Raw genomic sequence first — 20,938 nt, forward strand, 5'->3', positions numbered from 1 at the left:
CTTGCGGCTCCGATCGGAAGTGCATCGGCGATGAACTTGGATTATCGCTAACAGTCCCATTGTTCACCATGACGTCGGGAGCCTGAACATGAACGAATTTGCCGAGTATCAGCTCAATGCGCGCCGGACACCCGCGCGCCGGTCCGGGCTGCAACGCAACACGACTTTGATCGCCGCCGGCGCCGCGCTGGCGGCAGCGGCGCTGCTGGTGCGCCAGCGGGCGAAAAAGGCCGAGCACGATAATCCGCCCGCCGGGCATTTCATGTACGTGGATGGCGTGCGCCTGCACTACATCGAGCGCGGGCAAGGCCAGCCGCTGGTGCTGTTGCACGGCGACGGCAGCATGATCCAGGATTTCGAAATCAGCGGCCTGATCGATCTGGCCGCCGACAAGTACCGCGTGATCGTGTTCGACCGGCCCGGCTACGGCTACAGTCGTCGGCCGCGCGACCGGATGTGGGGACCCCAGGCGCAGGCGGCCTTGCTGCACCACGCGCTGCAACTGCTCGATGTCGAAAATCCGATCGTGCTGGGCCATTCCTGGGGCACGATGATTGCGTTGTCGCTGGCACTGGATTACCCGGATTATGTGAAGAGCCTGGTCTTGCTGTCGGGCTACTACTATCCGACCGCGCGCATCGATGTGCCGCTGCTGTCGCCGCCGGCCATTCCGGTGATCGGCGATTTGCTGCGTTACACGGTGTCGCCATTGATCGGCCGGATGATCTGGCCGCTGCTGAAACGCCGCATCTTCAATCCGGCGCCGGTGACGGAGCGTTTTTCATCGGAATTTCCGATCTGGATGACGCTGCGCCCCTTGCCCTTGCGCGCCTCGGCGGCGGAGACCGCGATGCTGATTCCGTCGGCGTTTTTGCTGAGCAGGCGTTATCACGAACTGCGCGTACCGGCCGTTATCCTGGCCGGCGACGGCGACACCTATGTCAATACGCGCGTGCATTCGGAGCACTTGCACCACGACCTGCCGCACAGCGAGTACCGGACCGTGCCCGATGCCGGGCACATGGTGCACCATCTGGCGCCGCGACAGGTGATGGCGGCGATCGACCGCGCCGCGCAGGCGGCCGGCCTGCCGGCCGGGCAGGGCGTTTCGCCCGGCCAGTCGGACCAGTTCGCGTATTACGGTTCCTGAACGCTTGGCGAAAGGCAAGGCAGCCTGCGCGTCTGCCTTGCATCGCCGATCGAACAAATGGAATCGCTTCCTTGTCGAACTGGACATCCCTTCCTCAGGAGACGAGCATGCAAACGACCTGGATCTTGGCGGCCGACAGCAGCCGCGCACGCATTTTCGAAGTACACGGGCAAAAGGATCATTTGCGGGAAATTCACGATTTCGCCAACCCGGCGGGGCGCGGCAATACCCAGCAAATAGAGAGCGACCGGCGTGGCCGCTTCTTCGCCACTCCCGAGGGGACGCATGGTGAAGGCGACACCTACCAGCCGCGCGTCGAGGCTGTCGAGCATGAAACGGACCTGTTTTCCAAGGAAGTCAGCGATTTCCTGGATCAGGCGTGCAACGAGCATCGCTACGACAAGCTGTGCCTGATCGCTTATCCCAAGTTCCTTGGGATGATGCGCAAAAACATGAGCAAGGCCACGCAGCAACTGGTCGAGGACGAGGTGCCGAAGGACATTTCCTGGAAAGACACGCGCGAGATCGAAGATTACGTGCGCAACAAGCTGCATTGAGCCGGGGGCGCCGAGCCGGGGGCGCCGAGCCGGGGACGCCCAGCTGCGCGCGGCGTTTTTCAATAGCGGATCCGGAACCGATAGTCCTGGTAGCGCATGATCATCCCGTCCGGCAGCATCCGCTCCAGAACAAGGCCGGGCGCGGCTTCGTTGCCTTCAGCCAGCAGCCGGTCGTTGATCAGGACCGAGCGCTCCGCCTTGTTGGTGGAATAGATATAGCCGCCGACCTTCAGCGGCGGTATCTGCCGCTGTATCGCGTCGGGCAGGTCGCGCAGGGCGAGGACCGGCGCCGCATCCGGCGGATTTGCCGCGGGTGGCGCCGGCGCCTTTTTCACCGTCGGCATCTTGGCGACTGTGGCGGGCAGGACTTCCCGCGGCGCCGGCGGCTGCCTGGTCGGTTCCGCCTGTGCTGGCGCGGCCTCGGGGCGTTCCGACGTTGCGGCAGCGGGAGGAGCCGGCGGCGATTGCGCCAGCACGGCAGGAACGGCTGGCGCCGGTTGCGGTGCTGGCTGCGGCGCCGACCGCAGCCAGGCTAGGGCGGCCAATGCGGCTGCCAGCGCTGACGCCAGCGTGCCCGCGATGATCCATGGCCATGGCGCGCGCTGCGGTGCAGGCGCGGCAGAAGCCGCCGCGGCCGGCGGCAGGTGCTGGCCATGCGGCGCGCCGGTGCCGCGTTCCGCTTCCGCTCTTTTCAGCGCATCGAGGATGTACGACATTGGATTATTCCTTCGGATAGGCGAGGCGGCTGGCAACGGCCGGCGCGCCATCGCGCAGGCGCGGCTCCTGCACGCCGGCGACGCGGTTCAGGTGCATCAGCGTGACCGGGCCGACGACGCCGTCGACGAACAAGCCTTGCGCCGACTGGAAGTCGACGACCTGGGCCAGCATCCGCTGGTCGAAGGGCTGATCGGCGACCGGCCTGGCGCCGCCATAGATCGCGGCCAGCTGGGCGGCGATCCAGTCCACGTGCGGGCCGTGGTCGCCCTGCTTGGCTGCTTCCGAAAACGCCGCCGGGACGCGCCACAGCAGCGTGAATTCGCCGCGGAAGTGCCGCATCAGCGCCGTCAGGCTGACCTTTTGGCTGGCGCCGCCAACTCTCAGCGTCGCCCCGGAATCGTTCAGTCCAGTCAGCAGCGCGTAGTAGACGCGGTTGGCGTCATCGCGCAGCTTGAGCATAGCCGGCCGGTCGAGCTGGCGCAGCTCGGCCAGGCCGCTGGCGCTGCTGTAGCAGCGCAGGCTGGACTTGCGCGCGGCATCGCACGGGTCTTCGTTCCTGCCGGGCGCGGCGACGTCCCACAAGCCGATCAACTGCCGTAGCGCTTCCTTTTCGCTGCGCAGCGCGAGGCTGGCCGTGCCCTGCTCGGGCAGGATCGTGTCCGCGTCAGGCGCCGGCGGCTTGGCTTGCGGCAATTCGGCTTGCGTCGCCACAGACGACGGCGCGGAGGCAGTGGCGGGCGACGGCGGGGGCGCGGCGGCCGCTGCTAATTGCGCAGGCTGCGGCGCCACGCTGGCGGCTGGCTGCCGGGGCGTGTTCCGGCTGGCGCCGAACATGCCGGCAAACAGGCGCGTATCGAGCATCCTGACCGGATCTCCCTTGCCCAGTGTCCAGGCGGCCGCGCCCGCCATCATCATGCCGGCCAAGCCCGCCAGCGCCGTGCGACGCCGGCGCGCACCTTTCCGGTTGACGGGGGCGAGCGCGCCGAACAGTTCAAGCGCGGCGGTGGCAACGATCTGGCGGTCCACTTCGCGCTTGCCGCCGGCGTAGGCGCCGAGCAGCGCGCGATCGCACAGCAGGTTGATGCGCCTCGGCACGCCTTGCGTCAACTGATGGATCTGCTTCATCAGCGAAGGCTGGAACGGCGACGCCGCCGCCAGCCCGGAGGTCGACAGGCGGTGCTGGATATAGCTGGCCGTTTCCTGCTCCGACAGCGCCGGCAGATGGTAGCGCGCGATCACGCGCTGCGCCAGTTGCTCCAGGTCGGGACGGGCCAGCACTTCGCGCAGTTCGGGCTGGCCTATCAGGACGATCTGCAGCAGCTTGCGCTCGCTGGTTTCGAGGTTGGTCAGCAGGCGCAGCTGTTCCAGCACGTCGACCGACAGATTTTGCGCCTCGTCGATGATCAGCACGTTGTTCCGGCCCTGCGCATGGGCGGTGAGCAGGTAGCGGTTGAGCGCGTCGATGTAATCCTTCACGCCGGTGCGGCCCGCACCCTCGTGCGAGACCGCGATATGGAATTCCTCGCAAATCGATTGCAGCAGCTCGGCGACGGTGAGCTTCGGGTTGAAGATATAGGCGACATTGCAGTTCGCCGGTACCTGCTCCAGGAAGCAACGGCACACCGTCGTCTTGCCGGTGCCGATTTCGCCGGTCAGCACCACCACGCCGCCGCCGCTGTTGGCGCCGTAGACAAGATGCGCCAGCGCCTCGTGATGATGCCGGCTCATGAACAGAAAGCGCGGATCGGGCGAGATCGAGAAGGGATTGCGCGCCAGCCGGAAGAAATGGATGTACATGGAGTTGCATGGTCGGTTGCCAAAGCCGGCATCAGTGTAGCAGTCTGCGCGCGGTCAAACATTGACGGGACTGGAAACGGAGGGGCTGGAAGGCTCTTTTGCTAGAATGGACCGGCTTGACGCCGCCCCCGCATCTATTTGCCAAGGAGATCCCATGCGCACCGTTGCACGCTCGATCCTGCTGTTGTCGCTGTTGTCCGCATCCGCCGCCGTACTGGCGGCTGGCCAGACCAGGGCGGGCTTGTGGGAAATGACGATGAAATCCGACGCGATGAAGAACATGCCGAAGATCGCGCCGGAGCAAATGGAGCAAATGCGCAAGATGGGCATCAACGTGCCGCAGATGCAGGATGGCGGCATGGTCACCAAGGTCTGCATCTCGCAGGAGATGGCCGAACGCGACGAACCGCCGCCGATGGAAGACAAGGCCAGCGGCTGCCAGACGAAGAATTTCCAGCGCAACGGCGGCAGCTATTCGATGGACATCGTCTGCGACGGCCCGCAGATGCAAGGCGCGGGCAAGGCCAGGGGCACGTTCTCGGGCAACACCAGCTTCACGTCGACCTACGATTTCAAGGGCACGATGCATGGCCAGCCGATCAGCCAGCATCATGAAACCAGCGGCAAATGGCTCGGTGCCGATTGCGGTGGCATCAAGCCGATCGGCGACCTGATGCCCAAGAAGTAAGCGGCCGCAGGCAGGATAGCCTGCAACGCCCGGCTGCTCGCGTCCGAGACGCGTGCGGCGCATGCGATATGTCAGAAGCCGGTCAGGCCGGTGCCAATCGCACTGGCACCGGTCATGCTCGGTCCGATCGTCCCCGTCGTTCCTGTTGTTCCAGTTGTTCCTGTGGTGCCGATTGTGTTGGTGCCGGTAAGCCCTGTTCCTGTACCGGTCAGTCCGGTGCCGGTGAGGCCGGTACCCGTGAGACTTGTGCCGCCTGTGAGTCCGGTGCTCGTGAGTCCCGTACCCGTAAGCCCCGTACCCGTAAGCCCCGTGCCTGTGACCCCGGTACCGGTAACTCCGGTGCCCGTAAGCCCCGTACCCGTGAGTCCGGTACCTGCGACACCGGAACCTGTGAGTCCGGTGCCTGTGAGTCCGGTACCCGTGAGCCCGGTGCCAATGAGTCCGGTATCGACAAGTCCCGTGCCGGTGAGGCCGCTGCCCGTGGTGAAGGGAGTGCTGCTTCCGGTGCTGCCTGTGCCGGTGAAGCTGGCCACGCTCTGCTGAACCGGCAGGATTTGTCCACGGATTTCACCTTCAGGGAAGGCAGCGCTGTGCACGTTCAGGTACATCCCGCCGCCGGTCAAGGTGCTGAACTGGTCGTCCGACAGCGTCGCACTCGCCGTCCATACGCCGCTGCCCGCGGGCGTTTCCACCAACGGGACAATGATTGGCCCCGCCGTGCCGGGTGCTCCGGAGTGAATATGCGCCGCCGTGCCGACCATGCCGCTGGTAGTGACTGCAACCAGCAACGAATGCCGGGAGGAATCAACCAACACTGTGCCGGAGCCTTGCGCCGTGCTCGAGTTCGGCGGCGTTTCTTGCGTGCCGCGCAGCGCAGCGATGAAGGCGTTGGGCGTGGTCGCCGCCGCATTCAGGCCGCTGCCGGCGCCGGAAGCGGCGATTGTCGCACCCGCCTGCTGCGACAGGATTTGCCCGCGGATTTCTCCATTCGGAAAGCCGGCACTTGGCAGGTTGAAATAGAAATTGCCTGCCTGAAGGGCGCTGAGCTGCGCGTCGGTAAGCGTGAACTTGCCGCTCCAGACACCGCTGCCCGGCGCTATTTCGGCCAGCGTGAAGACGATCGGGCCGGCCGTTCCCGGCGCGCCCTGCTGGATCAGGGCGGACGTCGCGCTGATGCCGCTGGTGCTGACGGTGGCGGTTGCCACGCGCGTGCCGGGGTTGACCACGATGGTGCCCGAACCTTGCGCCGTACTCGCCGTGGCCGGTGTTGCGTCGGCACCGGTCAGCGTGCCGGCAAAGGTATTGACGAGTTCTTGTGCTCCGGCAAGTGTTGTCGTCGAAAATCCGGGCGTCGACGTGTTCACGCCTGCGTCGCCGCCGCTACCGCCGCAGGAAGCCAACGCGAGCAGGGCGAGTGCCGCCAGGTGAAAGCGCGCCTGGTGCTTGAAATCGGAGAAAGTCATGGCAAGTCCTCCAGCAGGAGCTCAACGGCAAATCATTGTCCGGAGGCGGCAAACCGGGGTGCGGCAGCGACTGCGGTGCGCGCTGGATGATCAGAGGGATTGCAAACCTCCTTGCCAGAAGAATGCAGTGTCCGTGCCAGGCCGGTGCTGGCTGAATCCAGCCGGAATCCCGCCTGTCTCCGTTCCCGGGGCGCTGAGCAAATCCGCTGGCGCCGCCCGTGCATGGCAGGTAATTACTACGGGATGCTTGGAAAAAATACCGATGGGCGTCCGACAGTCCGCCATGCGTTTTGGAGGGGCACGGCAGAGCGAGGCGATGCGCGATGAATCCTCGCAACCGTGACCCATGCATTTACCCTGGCCGAAAGCCGGCCCGAAGCGGCGGCAGTTTGAGCCGTCACGTATTTGTGGCATATTGCAAGACCTGCATACGACAAAGAGAGCCGGCAGGCTCCGCAAGAAGAGAAAAGGGAAGGACATGCTATTTTTGAAAAGCACCGCGGCCCCGGTCGCGCCGGGCGTGTATGCGATTGACGTTGCAGCCAAGCCACCGGGCAAGACCTACATGATTTACGTGGCCGTCGATGCCGACGACCGCCCCGCGGCGTTCATTCAGGCCGTCGAGGCTATGGGCTTCAAGGAAGTCCATGCCGCGCCTTACACCCATCACAACGGCAAGAAAATCGTCGACTTGCACTTCCAGAAAGCCGGCACCGATATCTTTGAGGGCTGGACCAACATCGAGCGCGAGAAAAACCTGATGACCATCAACGAGGTCATGGCGGGCTTCAACATCAAGGTGCATCCGCGCGTGATGTCGCTGGCCGAAGCGTTCGGTTAGGCATGCGGCATTTGCGCGACATGCGCGGATGCCGGCGCATGTGGTTTTTGCATGGGTGCCGCATAAAAAACGGTTGATCCGACATTGCGTCAAACATAATATTGCCTTGTTCTTGACTCCTCCATGGATTCACCACGGAGCGCGTTGTCCAGACTTTAAGAAAAATACCGGCGGCCGGTGGAGTGTGATAGGCTATCAACTCTTGCGGCAAGCGCATGGATAACATGCGCCCGCTGCCGGTTACGCTGTTAGCTTCCTCTCCCATATCGACGGGAGAGACCGGAGATGTCGCCTGAAAGTCCAGCGACAGGTTCCTGCCAAAGAACGACAAAGGCTTACCCGCCTTTGCGCGCACTGCAAATACGGCGAAAGCGCTTGCACGATACCTAAATACTGCTGTACCCCGGAGTGATGCCCTTTTCCGCTCGGCGAAGCGGGAAGGCTATTGCATTTGGCAACGAGCCGGTGCCGCCCATGAACCCGTTTGAAAGTCGGCAGCGCGTCCTGTAGCGACGCTGTGGTTTCCATATCGGTTCGTAAGCGAGCGCCGATGGTTTTCAATTAATTAGAACTGACGATTAGAACTGACGACATGAATACGCTGGAACAAAATGCCCTGAACTACCATGCCGCCGGCAAGCCCGGAAAGCTCGCGATCGCCGTCACCAAGGCCGTCGCCACCCAGGACGATCTGGCACTGGCCTATTCGCCGGGCGTGGCGGTCCCTTGCGTCGAAATCAACAAGAACCCGGGCAAGGCCTACGAATACACGGCCAAGGGCAACCTGGTGGGCGTGATCACCAACGGCACCGCCGTGCTGGGTCTGGGCGATATCGGCGCACTGGCCGGCAAGCCGGTCATGGAAGGCAAGGCGGTGCTGTTCAAGAAATTCGCCGGGATCGACTCCTTCGATATCGAGATCGATGAAACCGACCCGGAAAAGCTGGTCGAGATCATCGCCGCGCTGCATCCGACCTTCGGCGGCATCAACCTGGAAGACATCAAGGCGCCGGAATGCTTCTACGTCGAGCGCCGCCTGCGCGAGCGTCTCGCGATCCCCGTTTTCCATGACGACCAGCATGGCACCGCGATCGTGGTCGGCGCCGGCTTCCTGAATGCACTCCACCTGACCGGGCGCGACGTATCGATGGTGAAAGTGGTCTGTTCCGGCGCGGGCGCGGCTGCCATGGCCTGCCTCGACATGCTGCTGGACCTGGGCGTCAAGCGCGAGAACGTGTATGTCTGCGACAGCCGCGGCGTGCTCACCACGTCGCGCGAGCTGACCGGCGAAAAGAAGGCCTGGGCGCAGGATACCGACGCCAAGACCCTGTCCGACGTGATCGGCATGGCCGATGTGTTCCTCGGCGTGTCCGGCCCGGGCCTGCTGAAGCAGGAAGACGTGAAGAAAATGGCAGCCCGGCCGATCGTGTTCGCGCTGGCCAACCCGGAGCCGGAACTGCGCCCGGAACTGGTGCGCGAAGTGGCGCCGGAAGCGGTCATCGCCACCGGCCGTTCCGACTACCCGAACCAGATCAACAATGCGCTGTGCTTCCCCTATCTGTTCCGCGCCGCGCTCGATTCCTCTGCGACGACCATCAACCAGGCGATGAAGCGCGCCTGCGTGCTCGCGCTGGCGGAAATGGCGCGCGGCGACGCGCAGTTCGGCAAGGAATACATCGTGCCGACGCTGCTCGACAAGCGCTTGCTGACGGGTGTGACGCCCCGCATCGCGGCCGCCGCCTTCGACAGCGGCGTAGCGTGCAGGCAGCTGGACCCGGCGGAATACGGCGCGCAACTGGAAGCGCTGGCCGCCACGCTGCTGTAAAGGCCCACGCGCGACAGTGCAAGCGCGTCAGTGCACGCTCTTGCGCAGCGCGTCGCGCATCTTTTCCATCAGTTCTCCCCAGCGGTACGGCTTGCTGACGAACAGGAATTCGTCCAGCGCGCCGTGCTCTTCCGCCAGCGCCGGGATCGGATAGCCGGAGGCGAGGATCACCTTGATCTGCGGGCACAGCTTGCGCGTGAAGCGCGCCAGGTCCACGCCGCTCATTCCCTTGGGCATGACCACGTCGGTAAACAGCACGTCGATGTCGCGCGTATGCTTGAGCACATCGATCGCCTCCAGGCCGTTGGTGGCGGTGATGACGTCGTAGCCCATGCTGTGAAAAATCTCCACCGACACTTCCAGCACGTCGGATTCGTCTTCCACCACCAGTACCTTGCCCGCGCTCGGAACCGGCGCCGCAGCCGACGCCGAGGCGGAAGAGGCGGGCTGCAGCGAGGCGATATCGGCGGCGGGCAGGTACAGCTCGACCGTGCTCCCCTTGCCGACCTCGCTGTGGATCACGATGTCGCCGCCCGACTGCGTGACGAAGCCGTATACCTGGCTCAGGCCCAGCCCGGTTCCCTTGCCGACTTCCTTTGTGGTGAAGAACGGCTCCATGGCGCGCCGCAGCACTTCGGTCGGCATGCCGGTGCCGTGGTCGCGGATGCCGACCTTGATGTAGGTGCCGGGCTGCAGGCTGACGCACCTGCTGCTTTCGTCGATGCTGACGCACTCGGTGGAAATCGACAGCAGGCCGCCGTCCGGCATCGCGTCGCGCGCGTTGATCACCAGGTTCAGCAGCGCGCCCTCGAACAGGCGCGCGTCGACGTGCGCCATGGCCGGTTCCGGCGTGAGCCGCAGTTCGAACATGATCCGTTCATGGCAGGCGCGACGCAGGATCGGCTCGAATCCGACGATCAGCGTATTCAGGTCGTGGGTACCGGGCCGCAGAGGCTGGCGGCGGGCGAACGCCAGCAATTGCCGGGTCAGCTCGGCGCCGCGCCCGGCGGCGCGCTGCGCATTGCTCAGGCAGCGGATGGCTACCGGGTCGTTGAGCTTGATGGCCAATAGATCGAGGCTGTTGACGATCACCGTCAGCAGGTTGTTGAAGTCGTGCGCGATGCCGCCGGTGAGCTGGCCGATCGCTTCCATTTTCTGTGCCTGGGCCAGACTGGCGCGCGTCTGTTCCAGCGCTTCCGCGGCTTGCCTGCGCTCGGTGATGTCGCGCGTGATCTTGGCGAATCCGAGCAGCTCGCCGCCTTCGTCGCGGATCGCCTCGAGCACCACCTGCGCCCAGAAGCGCGAGCCGTCCTTGCGCACGCGCCAGCCTTCCTTTTCATATTTTCCGTCGTCCAACGCGCATTGCAGCGCGCGTGCCGGCTCTCCGGCGTCTTGATCCTCGGGCGTATAAAAGCGGGAAAAGTGCTGGCCGATGATCTCATCGGCGGCATAGCCCTTGACGCGCTCGGCGCCACGGTTCCAGCTGCTGATGTAGCCCTCGGGGTTGATCATGTAGATGGCATAGTCGTGCACGCCGTCGACGAGCAGCTGAAAGCTTAATGCGTCGGATATGGCGCGCAGCGGTGGCTTGTTTGGCATTACCAATGAAACTCTCCGGGCTCAACAATTCGGTTGGACCGGAATAGGGTAACCGGATTTCATTCTTGATGTTTTATCGTGCGCAAGTCAGCGCCAATTTGGCTTCAAGAAACAATGTCGAGCGAAGAGAGGCTCGGCGCAAGCGGCTGTCCTATGCCGTCGTGGCCGGTGCTTCGCCGCTGACCACCCGGTCGCGTCCGCCTTGCTTGGCGCGGTACATGCGCTGGTCCGCCAGGTCGACCAGCGACTTCCAGTCGCCGGCTTGGTCGATGCCGCATTCGGCGATGCCGATGCTGGCGGTGAGCGGCGCCTTGTCGGGCCGCGGGCCGAAGCCGGCCGCGCGCAGCCGGGCCATGGCGGCTTCTGCCTGCGAGCGGTCGGTGTTGGTCATCACCAGCAGGAATTCCTCGCCGCCCCAGCGCACCAGCGTGTCGCCGCGGCGCAGGTTCCTGCCGATGAAGGAAGTGAAGTCGATCAGCACCTTGTCGCCCGCCTCGTGACCGAAGCTGTCGTTGATGCTCTTGAAATGGTCGATATCCAGGAACGCAACCGACAGCGGCAAGTTGTTGCGCTTGGCAATAATGAATTGCAAATCGAGCAACTCTTCCCCGCTGCGCCGGGAAAACGTGCCGGTCAACGGATCGCGGATCGCCTGCCGCACCAGCGCGATCATGAACGCCAGCTGGCTCATGCCGGCCAGGGACGACACGGCGGTGATGAGCATCATCAGCCAGAACGCGCCGGCAAAAGACGGCCAGTCGAACGCCGCCCAGCTCAGGTAGCCGCCGACCAGTTGCGCAACCAGAATCGGGCTGGCGACCACGACGCTTTCCAGCAGGGTCAGCGGAAAAATCGACAGCCCGGCCAGCAGAACGAACGGCAGGAAGGCATAGCCGGCACCGATGGCCGCCGAGATGCCGGTGAGCTGGTAACTGCCGAGCACGGTGCGCGAAGCGACATAGAACACGGTCGGGATCGCGAACAGGATGGCCATCGCGCGGTAGGCGTCGAACAGGTTGCCGCTGGGCCGATAGTAGATCAGCAGGCTGGCGAATGCGGCGCAGGCGGCGAACCGCATGAACGCCAGGTCGATCCATAACGGGAACGGGAACACGACGAAATCGACCACGCTCCACAGCGGCGTGAGCAGCGCGAACAGGAACGCGAACAGCCGCACCCGGTTGACGATGAGCGTGGCGCGGCGGCGCGCCAGCAGCGTCTGGTGCTGCATCGGCGTGGCCAGCCATCCCAGCTCCGCCTGCTGCAATTCGCCCGGCATGATGCCGGTGAGCCGTTGCCAGAGCTGATCTGCGAAATGGTTCATGTCGGTTGCCGTGGTTGAGATGCGGCCGATTATAGGTGATCTCAATTTGAAAACGGCGATATGTAAATCAAAGACAGCATATATGGCGCTCTACATCGGTGCCAGCGAGTCGGTATCGCGGCCTTGATGCCGCGCATAGGTGCTTTTGCGCTTTCCGTTCACTAGATGGCGTTGCCGTGGGGCCAGCCAGATCCCGTTGTGCAAACTCAAGGCGGCAGTACGGACCGATCGATAAATTAGGGACGGATCTTCGTTCCGCGCATGGACGAAGGGAGGATGGTCAATCAACAATAAGATCAGGTGCCTATGTCGCGCAGCGCATGCAGCAGATTCTTTTCCTTCATCCTGTTCCTGTTGCTAGTCGCGTGCGGCGGCGGAAGCGGCACCAGCACCAGCACTAGCACTAGCACTAGCACGAATTCCGGTTCGCACGCGCAGCCCGCATCGCCGGCCACTCAGCCGGATCCCGAAGCGCCGTCTTCTCCCGGCTCCGGCACGCAGCCGCTTCCGCCGCCCGCCTCGAATGACGGCGGCACACCGCCGCCGGACAGCGGCACGCGCCCACCGCCGGGCGACATGCGCAACGCCGTCCAGCGCGAGAATGCCAAGACGGCCGAAGACGGCGTCACCGACCAGTGGGAGATTGACGGCCGCAACTACGCCGGCAATCATGAAATCGAGGGATACGCCTCGGCCACCAGCGTCAATCGCGGCGAATCGATCCGGCTGTACGTCAACACGGCCGACGCGGAGTATACGATCGCGATCTACCGTATCGGCTGGTATGGCGGCAAGGGGGCGCGCCTGGTCGCCGGCCCCGTGCGGCGCACCGGCGTCAAGCAGCCGGAACCGAGCTTCGACGCGGAAAACAGGCTCGTCGAATGCGACTGGAGCGCCCCCTACGTGGTCACCATACCCGACAACGCGAACGACCCGACGGACTGGGCCAGCGGCTTTTACCTGGCCAAGCTGACTGCCTCGGGCGGCAAGCAAAGCTACATCATCTTTGTCGTGCGCGACGACGCCCGCCATGCGGCCCTGCTGTTCCAGTCGAGCGTGACCACCTACGCCGCCTACAACAACTGGGGCGGCTACAACCTGTACGGCGTGGATGGCATCGATGGCAAGCAGGCCTACAAGCTGTCCTTCAACCGTCCCTACCGCAATCCGCAGCGGCCTTACGCGGGCAAGGGCGCCGGTGAATTCCTTACCTGGGAAATCAACATGACGCGCTTCCTCGAGCGCGCCGGATACGACGTGTCGTACTCGACCAACATCGATACCCACCGCGCGCCCGGAGAGTTGCTCCGGCATCGCGCCTTCCTGTCGGTCGGCCATGACGAATACTGGACCAGGAGCATGCGCGACGCGATGGAGGCGGCGCGCGACCACGGCGTGAACCTGGGATTTTTCGGCGCCAACACCGGCTACTGGCAGGTCCGTCTGGAGGCGGGCCGCAACGGGCAGCCGAACCGCACCATGGTCGCCTACAAGTACGACACGCCGTCCCGCGATCCGCTGTACAAGACCGATCCGTCGCAGTCGACCTACCTGTGGCGCGAGGCGCCGATCAACCGCCCGGAAGCGGCGCTGGTAGGCGTCATGTACGAATACAACTCGCTCGACGGCGACATGGTGATCGCCGACTGCCCGGAGTGGATCTGCGCCGGTACCGCGCTGCGGCCCGGTTCCGTGCTCAAGGGCATGCTCGGTTATGAAGTCGACAGCATCGCGCCGTCCTCTCCGCCCGGCATCGTCATGCTCGGCTCGTCGCCGTATTCAGGCTGTTCCAAGGGCGGCGACTGCCGGGCGCACACCACCTACTACACCGCCTCCAGCGGGGCGGGCGTGTTCGGTAGCGGCTCGATGAACTGGAACTGGGGGCTGGACGCATACAACGACGGTGCGCACGGCAACCGCGAAACGGCCGAGGTGAAAGCGATCACACACAACATTCTTGCTCGCTTCGCCCAGCCGGTGAGATAGCACTGAGGGGCCCTGCCGCACTGCGGAATGGGACATCAAACGCCGCGGCCGCGGGCATCGGACCATGTCTTGGCCGCCACTTGAAGGGAGATGCGATGAGAATGCCAACCATGCTGCGCCGGGCGCTGCTTCGTTCCGTGGCAAAGCTGCTGTTTGTCGTGGCAGCGGGCGCGGCGAGTACGGCTTACGCCGGAAAGCCGTACCAGCAATACGTGCTCGGCGACCCAGCCGATGTCGTGCGCCCGTTGCCGGCTGCGCCGTCGTTGGTGCTGATGGGCGGCGAGGTCGATGTTGATGAAGCGTTTAAATGGATGATCGACAAATCAGGCGGCGGCAACTTTGTGGTGATCCGCGCCACCAATGTCGACAATTACAATGCGAAAATCTTCGCGCTAGGCGGCGACAAGCTGGCGTCGGTGGAAACGCTCGTCATTCCCAGCCGTGCCGCGGCGAACGACCCGTTCGTCATTGCCCGCATCAGGGGGGCGGAAGCGTTGTTCATCGCAGGCGGCGACCAGAGCGACTATATCAACTACTGGCAGGACACGCCGGTACAGGATGCCATCCAGGAATTGGCCGGTAGAAACGCTCCCATCGGTGGCACCAGTGCCGGACTGGCGGTCATGGGGCAGTACATCTTCACCGCGCTAAAGGGCGGAATCACCTCGTCCGACGCGCTTGCCAATCCCTTCGACAAGTCGATCGTGCTGGGGCGCGATTTTTTCGCGTTGCCGTTCATGGGCGGGCTGATTACCGATTCGCACTTTGCTTCCCGCGACCGCATGGGTCGCCTAATTACGTTCATGGCGCGCATCGTCGAGGGCGGTTGGACGCCGGACGGCGCGGTGCGCGGCATTGGCCTGGATCCGGGTACGGCGCTTCTGGTCGACGATGGCAATGCAACCCTGAAACGCGCTCCTTCGACCACTGGCTCGGCGTATTTTCTGCGGACCACGGGGACCAACCAGATATATTCGAAAATTCCGCTGACCTACCCGAATATCGACGTGCAACGGCTGTCTGCCAGCGACCGGACGTTCGACCTGCGCAGATGGACGAGCATCTACACGTTCAGCTATTCGGTATCGGCGGTGAACGGGGCGCTGTATTCCACTAGCGGATCGATATACTGACACGCTGCCGGCTTTACGGGTTATGCGCCGTTAGACGTGAGTTCGGCGGTGGTTTTCCCACTTTTTCTCGACTTCGCCCAGCTCGATCTCGATGGCGCGGGTGCTGATCATGATCTCGTACAGCGAGAACAGCAGGGATACGACCAGGAACAGCAGGCTGAGGCCGAATACGTATTGCGCGAACGCGATGAGCTCGATGAACACCAGGAACATCGACAGCGCGCACAGCAGGAAGCCGGTCACGCCCATGGCCTGCATGCGGCGGATCAGCGTGACGCGCGTGCGCAGGTTGGCGATCTGGCCGATCACGGCGTCGGTCAGGTTTTCCTGGTTCTGGCTGTGCAAGTGCCGGATCAGTTGCGTGATCACGATGAAGCGGTTGGTATAGGCCAGCAGCAGCAGCGAAATGGCCGGGAACAGCAGGGCGGGGGTGGTCAGGGTCATGGCGGGCAACGGAAAAACGGAAAGCGCGTTGCCGCCGCATTTTACTCGCCGAGTATCTTTCTGTGAAACGCCAGATGGTCTTCGATAAAACTGGCGATGAAATAGTAGCTGTGGTCGTATCCCTCGTGCAGGCGCAGCGTGAGCGGCTGGCTGGCCTGCAGGCAGGCTTGCTCGAACGCCAGCGGCAGCAGTTGCTCCTTGAGGAATTCGTCGCCCAGGCCCTGGTCGATCAGGATCCCTTCCGGGAAGGGCGTGCTGCGTTTTTTCATCAGTTCGCTCGCGTCGTGCTCCTGCCAGGCAGACATGCGGTCGCCGAGATAATTCGAGAATGCCTTGTGTCCCCACGGGCAGCGCATCGGCGACGAGATCGGCGCGAACGCCGACACCGAGCGAAAGCGGCCTGGATGGCGCAGCGCCAGCATCAGCGCGCCGTGCCCGCCCATCGAATGGCCGAAGACGCCAACCTTCTGCCCGTCGGCGTTGAATTCCTGCAGGATCAGGTCGCGCAGTTCGACGGCGACGTACGACTCCATCTGGAAGTGCGCATTCCAGGGTGGTTCGGTCGCGTCCAGGTAGAAGCCGGCGCCGTGACCGAGCTGCCAGTCGCCGTCGGCGCTGGCGATGCCGGTGCCGCGCGGGCTGGTGTCAGGCGCCACCAGCATGATCCCGTATTGCGCCGCCAGCCGCTGCGCGCCGGCCTTGATCATGAAGGTCTCTTCGGTGCAGGTGAGCCCGGCCAGGAAGAACAGCACCGGCACCAGCTGGCTTTTCTCGACCGGCGGGTGGAATACCGAAAACTGCATCGGCAGCCCGATCTTTTCGGAATCGTGCCGGTAGAACGCCTGCACGCCGCCGAATGCGCGATGTTCGCGTAGGACTTCCAGCATCATTCCCCCTTCGGTAGAGAACTTCAGTAGAGCACGACCGAGCGGATCGATTCGCCGCGCTTCATCAGGTCGAAGCCGTCATTGATCCGGTCGAGCGGCAGGCGATGCGTGATCAGCGAGTCGATATCGAGCTTGCCCTGCATGTACCAGTCGACGATCTTCGGCACGTCGGTGCGCCCGCGCGCGCCGCCGAACGCGCTGCCTTTCCACACGCGGCCGGTGACCAGCTGGAACGGCCGGGTGCGGATTTCCTCGCCGGCGCCGGCTACGCCGATGATGACCGACACGCCCCATCCCTTGTGGCAGCATTCCAGCGCCTGGCGCATGGTGACGGTGTTGCCGATGCATTCGAAGCTGTAGTCCGCGCCGCCGTCGGTCAGCTGGACGATGGCGTCGACCACGTCGCCGGCCTGCTGCGGATTCACGAAATGCGTCACGCCGAAGCGGCGGGCGATGGCCTCGCGCGCCGGATTGAGGTCGATGCCGATGATCTTGTCGGCGCCGACCATGCGCGCGGCTTGCGCCACGTTCAGCCCGATGCCGCCCAACCCGAAGATCGCCACGTTGGCGCCGGCCTCGACCTTCGCCGTAAACAGCACCGCGCCCACGCCGGTGGTCACGCCGCAGCCGATGTAGCACACCTTGTCGAAGGGCGCGTCGGGGCGGATCTTTGCCAGCGCGATTTCCGGCACCACGATATGGTTGGAAAAGGTCGAAGTGCCCATGTAATGGAACAAGGGCTTGCCGTCCAGGGAAAAGCGGCTGGTTCCGTCTGGCATCAGCCCGCGCCCCTGCGTGGCCCGGATCGCCTGGCACAGGTTGGTTTTGCGCGAAAGACAGAATTTGCACTGGCGGCATTCCGGCGTATACAGCGGAATTACGTGGTCGCCCGGCCGCACCGAACTGACGCCCGGTCCCGTTTCGAGCACGATGCCGGCACCTTCGTGGCCCAGGATCGATGGAAAGATACCTTCCGGATCGGCGCCGGACAGCGTGTAGTAATCGGTATGGCAGATGCCGGTTGCCTTGATCTCGACCAGCACTTCGCCGGCGCGCGGGCCATCGAGTTCCACCTCGGCCACTTCCAGCGGGGCGCCGGCTTTCCATGCGATAGCGGCTTTTGTTTTCACCAGGCACCTCGTGATCGGACTGCCTGATTGGATAAGGTTTTCGCCGATAGATTCCGGGCTGAAGATAGACGCCGATTAAGGTTGCGCTTCACGCAGCAGCCGGATACCGACCAGCGTGTAGCGCGTATCGGGATTGTTCCAGTTGCGATACGACGAACGCGCGTACAGTGCCCAGGTGTGCCAGGAGCCGCCGCGCCGCACGCGCACGCTGCCATCGGCCGGGCCTTGCGGATCGTCGGTGGGCGAGCGCGCATAGTAGTTTTCATCGTACCAGTCGGCCACCCATTCCCAGGCGTTGCCATGCATGTCGTACAGGCCGAACGCGTTCGGCGCGAAGCTGCCGACCGGCGCGGTGAAGGCAAAGCCGTCGTGGCCGGCAAGCGCATACTGCTTCCACTGCGGCCAGTTCTTTTGGGTATCGGCATCGAAGGTATTGGCAACCGTCGGCAGCGACTGCGGATCGTCGCCGCTGTCATAGCGCGTGCGCGTTCCGGCACGCGCCGCGTATTCCCATTCCGCTTCGGTCGGCAGGCGGTAGCGCACGCCTTCCCGCTTGCTCAGCCACTCTGCCAATGCCACGGCATCATTCCAGGTGACGTTGACGACCGGATGCTTATCGTCCTGGGGAAAGCCCGGATTGCGCCAGGAATACTTCGGATTGCGGCCATCGAAGGCATCGCCGCGCGGCGAGGTGCGCGGATCGTAATCCGGGTTGTAGCCATAGCCGCCGGTGCCGTCGGCCACCGATTGCGGCACATAGCCCGACAGTTCCAGGAATTTCCGGAACTGGCCGACCGTCACCTCATATTGGCCCAAGTAAAACGGATGCGTGATGCGCACGCGGTGCACTGGCGCCTCGTCGGACAGCTCGATGAAGCGCCGGCGCTCGTACTGTGGATAGTCCTTTGCCAGCGCGTCGGGCGTTTCGTCGCTTCCCATCAGGAATTCGCCGGCGGGCACCAGCACCAGCCGCATGCCCAGCACGTTGTCGACGTGCGCAGGCAAGGCTGCCGGCTCGCCGGCACTGGCGGGCGAGGCGACCATGAAGGCGAAAAAGAGGCTGGGAAGGCATTTATGCATGACGGCTCGCAACAGGAAAAGAGGATCGGAAGTCTGGCCCGAAAAGCATACCTGAACGCAAGTGCCGCGTCGAAAAACAGGGAAGGGCAAAGCCGGCCTCCTGCATGGAGCGGCGGCCTCCGCGCAACATGGCGTCGCGCCTTCGTGTTTGAGTTTGCGCAAGCGCTATGGTGGACCGTGGCCTATGGTGAACCGATCGGAGGCTGGGACCGCCGACGACGCCAAGGACACAGGAGACGATCATGAACGAGCAGGAAAATGTGCAACTGGTCAGGCAAGGTTACGACGCGTTCAGCAAGGGCGACATCCCGGGATTGCTGCAACTGTTCGCCGACGACATCGCATGGACGCTGGACAAGGTCGAGCAAGTGCCGTTTTCCGGACCGCGCCGCGGCAAGGAACAGGTGGCGGAATTCTTCCAGCTGCTCGGTGAAAACATGCATCCGCTGCAATTCGAACCGCAGCAATACATCGCCCAGGATGACAAGGTGGTGGCCTTGGGCCATTACGTGTGGAGCGTCAAATCGACGGACCGGCGCCTGGAAAGCGACTGGGCGCATGTGTTTACCGTACAGAACGGCAAGATCGCCGGCTTCCGCGAATATACCGATACCGCCGCGAGCGCCGCCGCCTTCCGCGAGCCCGGGCCGGATGTGGCGATTTGATTGATCTGCGGATTGCATGTCGGGCAGCGCTGCCTATACTGAAAGCCGGCGATGCAAAGCCGGTTTGTGCAACGAGAGGAGCCTGTCATGAGACACCGACTTTATTACCTGCTTCCCGATATCGAGTGCGCGCGCCGCACGCTCGATGACTTGTTGCTGAGCAGGATAGAGCATAGGCATGTCCACTTCCTCAGCCTGGGAGCGGCGCTTCCGTCCGACTTGCCGGAGGCTAACATTCTTCACAGAACCGACGTCGTGCATGGCGCCGGCAACGGCATGCTGATCGGTGCCGCACTGGGCTTGGCGCTGGGCGCATTGCTGGTGACGTATTTCGATCTCGCATCGCCATCGGCGGTGGTGGTCGGCACCACGCTGCTGGGCCTGATCTTCGGTGGCTGGGCGGCCAGCATGGTAGCTGCGGCCTTGCCCAACTCGCGCCTGAAAGCCTTCTACCCCGAGATTGAAAAAGGCAAGGTGCTGATGATCGCCGACATCCCGGCCAGCCGCATCAAGGAAATCGAAAAGGTGCTGGAGGAGCGTCATCCCGAAATGCGCTTCAGCGGCGAAGACCCGCGCGTTCCGGCATTCCCGTAACGTTGGCGGACGTCCCGCGACGGCGTCCGCAAGTTTGAATTTCTGGAGGCCGACATGGAGCTTCACATGCGTTCGCACCGCTGGGATGCGCGTGCGCCGGACTGGGCGGCGGCGGCGGCCGCCGGATTCGTCGCCGGCGCGGTCCTGATGGTGCTGGAACTGCTCTGGACCACCAACCTGATGGGCGCCACGCCGTGGACCATCCCGCACAAGATCGCCGCCATCGTGATGGGGCCGGATGTGGCGCGCACGCACGACTTCAGCGCCGCAGTGGTCGGCGTCGCCCTCGTCACCCATTACGTGCTTGGCATCGTGTTCGGCATGATCCTGGCCGCAGTGATGGCGCCGTTCCGTTTTGATTCCAGCATGGGCATGGCGCTGGCCGTGGGCGCCGTATTCGGCCTGTTGCTGTATCTGCTCAATTTCTACGCCATGGCGCGTCTCTTCCCCTGGTTCATGGACCTGCGCGGCTGGCCGAACCTGGTCGGGCACCTGATCTTCGGCATGACAGCCGCATTCATGTACCGCAAGCTGGAAGGCGCGCGCTAGCCGAGATTCGTACGGCGCCCCGTTCGCAGCCATGCCATAATCGACGCCTTTTGCGCGGCCGGCTTTTCCTGGCAGCGGCAACAGGCGGGAAGCGAATGGAAAATGGAAGTGCTTTAAGCGAAGCGTCGATCAGGGTCATGGTCGACCGCTTTTATGCGGCAGTGCGCAAGGACGAAGTGCTGGGGCCGGTGTTCGAGCATGCGCTGCACGGTCAATGGGAAGAACACATGCCGCGCATGTATGCCTTCTGGTCCACGGTCCTGCTGGGCAGCGGCAGTTTCCAGGGCAACGTGTACGGCAAGCACATGGCGCTTTCGGGCATAACGAAGGAGCATTTCGTGCGCTGGCTCGCGCTGTTCAAGGAAACGGTCGAAAGGTTGTTGGTCGAAGGCCTTTTCGCTCCGGATGCCGCGCGCGAAGCCCTGCTGGTTGCCGACCGTATTGCCGGCAGCCTGCAATACGGCTTCTTCGGCAAGCGGCTGGCCTGATGGGGATGAGGCCAGTCGCCG

At 63.8% G+C, this 20,938-nt stretch carries 20 protein-coding genes; 11 read left to right on the forward strand and 9 right to left on the reverse strand.

Annotation, left to right across the window (positions count from 1 at the left end; translation table 11 throughout):
- The first annotated feature begins 88 nt into the window (after positions 1-88).
- Together FAY22_RS01290 and FAY22_RS01295 are read left to right on the forward strand one after the other, a co-directional pair.
- Complete coding sequence (locus FAY22_RS01290; protein ID WP_146328560.1) at positions 89-1,150, forward strand: alpha/beta fold hydrolase; 1,062 nt, start codon at positions 89-91, stop codon at positions 1,148-1,150.
- Between the two features lie 107 nt (positions 1,151-1,257).
- A complete protein-coding gene (locus tag FAY22_RS01295) occupies positions 1,258-1,707 on the forward strand; it encodes a host attachment protein (protein ID WP_146328561.1) in 450 nt (149 codons plus the stop codon).
- A gap of 59 nt (positions 1,708-1,766) precedes the next feature.
- On the opposite strand, the gene FAY22_RS22550 is transcribed toward FAY22_RS01295, so the two are convergent.
- The gene (locus FAY22_RS22550; RefSeq protein ID WP_168204726.1) at positions 1,767-2,423 is read right to left on the reverse strand and encodes a general secretion pathway protein GspB; all 657 of its coding nucleotides are present in this window, start codon (positions 2,421-2,423) and stop codon (positions 1,767-1,769) included.
- A gap of 4 nt (positions 2,424-2,427) precedes the next feature.
- Positions 2,428-4,221 (reverse strand): ExeA family protein, encoded by a 1,794-nt coding sequence (locus tag FAY22_RS01305; protein ID WP_146328563.1) that lies wholly within the window; start codon positions 4,219-4,221, stop codon positions 2,428-2,430.
- 154 nt (positions 4,222-4,375) lie between these two features.
- Here FAY22_RS01305 and FAY22_RS01310 point away from each other — a divergent pair, with 154 nt between their 5' ends.
- Positions 4,376-4,909: a DUF3617 domain-containing protein gene (locus FAY22_RS01310; RefSeq protein WP_168204727.1), complete on the forward strand. Its 534-nt coding sequence runs from the start codon at positions 4,376-4,378 to the stop codon at positions 4,907-4,909.
- A gap of 71 nt (positions 4,910-4,980) precedes the next feature.
- Here the strand turns inward: FAY22_RS01310 and FAY22_RS01315 are convergent, their stop codons facing one another.
- Entirely contained in the window at positions 4,981-6,372 is a 1,392-nt protein-coding gene (locus FAY22_RS01315; protein WP_146328565.1) for a CHRD domain-containing protein, read from the reverse strand.
- A gap of 478 nt (positions 6,373-6,850) precedes the next feature.
- On the opposite strand from FAY22_RS01315, the gene FAY22_RS01320 reads away from it, so the two are divergent.
- Positions 6,851-7,213 (forward strand): hypothetical protein, encoded by a 363-nt coding sequence (locus tag FAY22_RS01320; RefSeq protein ID WP_146328566.1) that lies wholly within the window; start codon positions 6,851-6,853, stop codon positions 7,211-7,213.
- Positions 7,214-7,805: 592 nt separating this feature from the next.
- Positions 7,806-9,038: a malic enzyme-like NAD(P)-binding protein gene (locus tag FAY22_RS01325; protein ID WP_146328567.1), complete on the forward strand. Its 1,233-nt coding sequence runs from the start codon at positions 7,806-7,808 to the stop codon at positions 9,036-9,038.
- Between the two features lie 27 nt (positions 9,039-9,065).
- Here the strand turns inward: FAY22_RS01325 and FAY22_RS01330 are convergent, their stop codons facing one another.
- A complete protein-coding gene (locus FAY22_RS01330; RefSeq protein WP_146328568.1) occupies positions 9,066-10,637 on the reverse strand; it encodes a PAS domain S-box protein in 1,572 nt (523 codons plus the stop codon).
- A gap of 151 nt (positions 10,638-10,788) precedes the next feature.
- Positions 10,789-11,961, reverse strand: coding sequence for a diguanylate cyclase (locus FAY22_RS01335; protein ID WP_146328569.1), 1,173 nt, complete (start codon positions 11,959-11,961; stop codon positions 10,789-10,791).
- A gap of 306 nt (positions 11,962-12,267) precedes the next feature.
- On the opposite strand from FAY22_RS01335, the gene FAY22_RS01340 reads away from it, so the two are divergent.
- A complete protein-coding gene (locus tag FAY22_RS01340) occupies positions 12,268-13,947 on the forward strand; it encodes a N,N-dimethylformamidase beta subunit family domain-containing protein (protein WP_146328570.1) in 1,680 nt (559 codons plus the stop codon).
- Between the two features lie 110 nt (positions 13,948-14,057).
- A complete protein-coding gene (locus FAY22_RS01345; protein ID WP_210411870.1) occupies positions 14,058-15,080 on the forward strand; it encodes a cyanophycinase in 1,023 nt (340 codons plus the stop codon).
- A gap of 30 nt (positions 15,081-15,110) precedes the next feature.
- Here FAY22_RS01345 and FAY22_RS01350 read toward each other — a convergent pair whose 3' ends face one another.
- The 4 genes from FAY22_RS01350 to FAY22_RS01365 form a co-directional block, all read right to left on the reverse strand.
- A complete protein-coding gene (locus FAY22_RS01350) occupies positions 15,111-15,524 on the reverse strand; it encodes a DUF2721 domain-containing protein (RefSeq protein ID WP_146328572.1) in 414 nt (137 codons plus the stop codon).
- Between the two features lie 41 nt (positions 15,525-15,565).
- Positions 15,566-16,411, reverse strand: a complete 846-nt coding sequence (gene fghA / locus FAY22_RS01355) for an S-formylglutathione hydrolase (protein WP_146333108.1) — start codon at positions 16,409-16,411, stop codon at positions 15,566-15,568.
- Positions 16,412-16,434: 23 nt separating this feature from the next.
- Positions 16,435-17,541 carry an S-(hydroxymethyl)glutathione dehydrogenase/class III alcohol dehydrogenase gene (locus FAY22_RS01360; RefSeq protein WP_146328573.1) on the reverse strand — a complete coding sequence of 369 codons (1,107 nt, stop codon included), beginning with the start codon at positions 17,539-17,541 and terminating at the stop codon, positions 16,435-16,437.
- Between the two features lie 75 nt (positions 17,542-17,616).
- Positions 17,617-18,621, reverse strand: a complete 1,005-nt coding sequence (locus FAY22_RS01365; protein ID WP_146328574.1) for a formylglycine-generating enzyme family protein — start codon at positions 18,619-18,621, stop codon at positions 17,617-17,619.
- A gap of 242 nt (positions 18,622-18,863) precedes the next feature.
- Between FAY22_RS01365 and FAY22_RS01370 the strand changes: the two genes are divergently transcribed.
- From FAY22_RS01370 to FAY22_RS01385, 4 genes are all read left to right on the forward strand, one after another.
- The gene (locus tag FAY22_RS01370) at positions 18,864-19,286 is read left to right on the forward strand and encodes a nuclear transport factor 2 family protein (RefSeq protein WP_146328575.1); all 423 of its coding nucleotides are present in this window, start codon (positions 18,864-18,866) and stop codon (positions 19,284-19,286) included.
- A gap of 87 nt (positions 19,287-19,373) precedes the next feature.
- Positions 19,374-19,880, forward strand: coding sequence for a DUF1269 domain-containing protein (locus tag FAY22_RS01375; protein WP_146328576.1), 507 nt, complete (start codon positions 19,374-19,376; stop codon positions 19,878-19,880).
- A gap of 54 nt (positions 19,881-19,934) precedes the next feature.
- Positions 19,935-20,429, forward strand: a complete 495-nt coding sequence (locus FAY22_RS01380; RefSeq protein ID WP_146328577.1) for a hypothetical protein — start codon at positions 19,935-19,937, stop codon at positions 20,427-20,429.
- Positions 20,430-20,524: 95 nt separating this feature from the next.
- Positions 20,525-20,917, forward strand: a complete 393-nt coding sequence (locus FAY22_RS01385; protein ID WP_146328578.1) for a group III truncated hemoglobin — start codon at positions 20,525-20,527, stop codon at positions 20,915-20,917.
- The last annotated feature ends 21 nt before the right edge of the window (positions 20,918-20,938 follow it).

The sequence above is a fragment of the Noviherbaspirillum sp. UKPF54 genome, assembly GCF_007874125.1.
GTDB lineage: Bacteria > Pseudomonadota > Gammaproteobacteria > Burkholderiales > Burkholderiaceae_D > Noviherbaspirillum.

Bases quoted from the DNA above. Each gene is read 5' to 3' on its own strand.
- FAY22_RS01290 (WP_146328560.1), top strand. From the start codon at position 89: ATGAACGAATTTGCCGAGTATCAGCTCAATGCGCGCCGGACACCCGCG.
- FAY22_RS01295 (WP_146328561.1), top strand. From the start codon at position 1,258: ATGCAAACGACCTGGATCTTGGCGGCCGACAGCAGCCGCGCACGCATT.
- FAY22_RS22550 (WP_168204726.1), bottom strand. From the start codon at position 2,423: ATGTCGTACATCCTCGATGCGCTGAAAAGAGCGGAAGCGGAACGCGGC.
- FAY22_RS01305 (WP_146328563.1), bottom strand. From the start codon at position 4,221: ATGTACATCCATTTCTTCCGGCTGGCGCGCAATCCCTTCTCGATCTCG.
- FAY22_RS01310 (WP_168204727.1), top strand. From the start codon at position 4,376: ATGCGCACCGTTGCACGCTCGATCCTGCTGTTGTCGCTGTTGTCCGCA.
- FAY22_RS01315 (WP_146328565.1), bottom strand. From the start codon at position 6,372: ATGACTTTCTCCGATTTCAAGCACCAGGCGCGCTTTCACCTGGCGGCA.
- FAY22_RS01320 (WP_146328566.1), top strand. From the start codon at position 6,851: ATGCTATTTTTGAAAAGCACCGCGGCCCCGGTCGCGCCGGGCGTGTAT.
- FAY22_RS01325 (WP_146328567.1), top strand. From the start codon at position 7,806: ATGAATACGCTGGAACAAAATGCCCTGAACTACCATGCCGCCGGCAAG.
- FAY22_RS01330 (WP_146328568.1), bottom strand. From the start codon at position 10,637: ATGCCAAACAAGCCACCGCTGCGCGCCATATCCGACGCATTAAGCTTT.
- FAY22_RS01335 (WP_146328569.1), bottom strand. From the start codon at position 11,961: ATGAACCATTTCGCAGATCAGCTCTGGCAACGGCTCACCGGCATCATG.
- FAY22_RS01340 (WP_146328570.1), top strand. From the start codon at position 12,268: ATGTCGCGCAGCGCATGCAGCAGATTCTTTTCCTTCATCCTGTTCCTG.
- FAY22_RS01345 (WP_210411870.1), top strand. From the start codon at position 14,058: ATGCTGCGCCGGGCGCTGCTTCGTTCCGTGGCAAAGCTGCTGTTTGTC.
- FAY22_RS01350 (WP_146328572.1), bottom strand. From the start codon at position 15,524: ATGACCCTGACCACCCCCGCCCTGCTGTTCCCGGCCATTTCGCTGCTG.
- fghA (WP_146333108.1), bottom strand. From the start codon at position 16,411: ATGCTGGAAGTCCTACGCGAACATCGCGCATTCGGCGGCGTGCAGGCG.
- FAY22_RS01365 (WP_146328574.1), bottom strand. From the start codon at position 18,621: ATGCATAAATGCCTTCCCAGCCTCTTTTTCGCCTTCATGGTCGCCTCG.
- FAY22_RS01370 (WP_146328575.1), top strand. From the start codon at position 18,864: ATGAACGAGCAGGAAAATGTGCAACTGGTCAGGCAAGGTTACGACGCG.
- FAY22_RS01375 (WP_146328576.1), top strand. From the start codon at position 19,374: ATGAGACACCGACTTTATTACCTGCTTCCCGATATCGAGTGCGCGCGC.
- FAY22_RS01380 (WP_146328577.1), top strand. From the start codon at position 19,935: ATGGAGCTTCACATGCGTTCGCACCGCTGGGATGCGCGTGCGCCGGAC.
- FAY22_RS01385 (WP_146328578.1), top strand. From the start codon at position 20,525: ATGGAAAATGGAAGTGCTTTAAGCGAAGCGTCGATCAGGGTCATGGTC.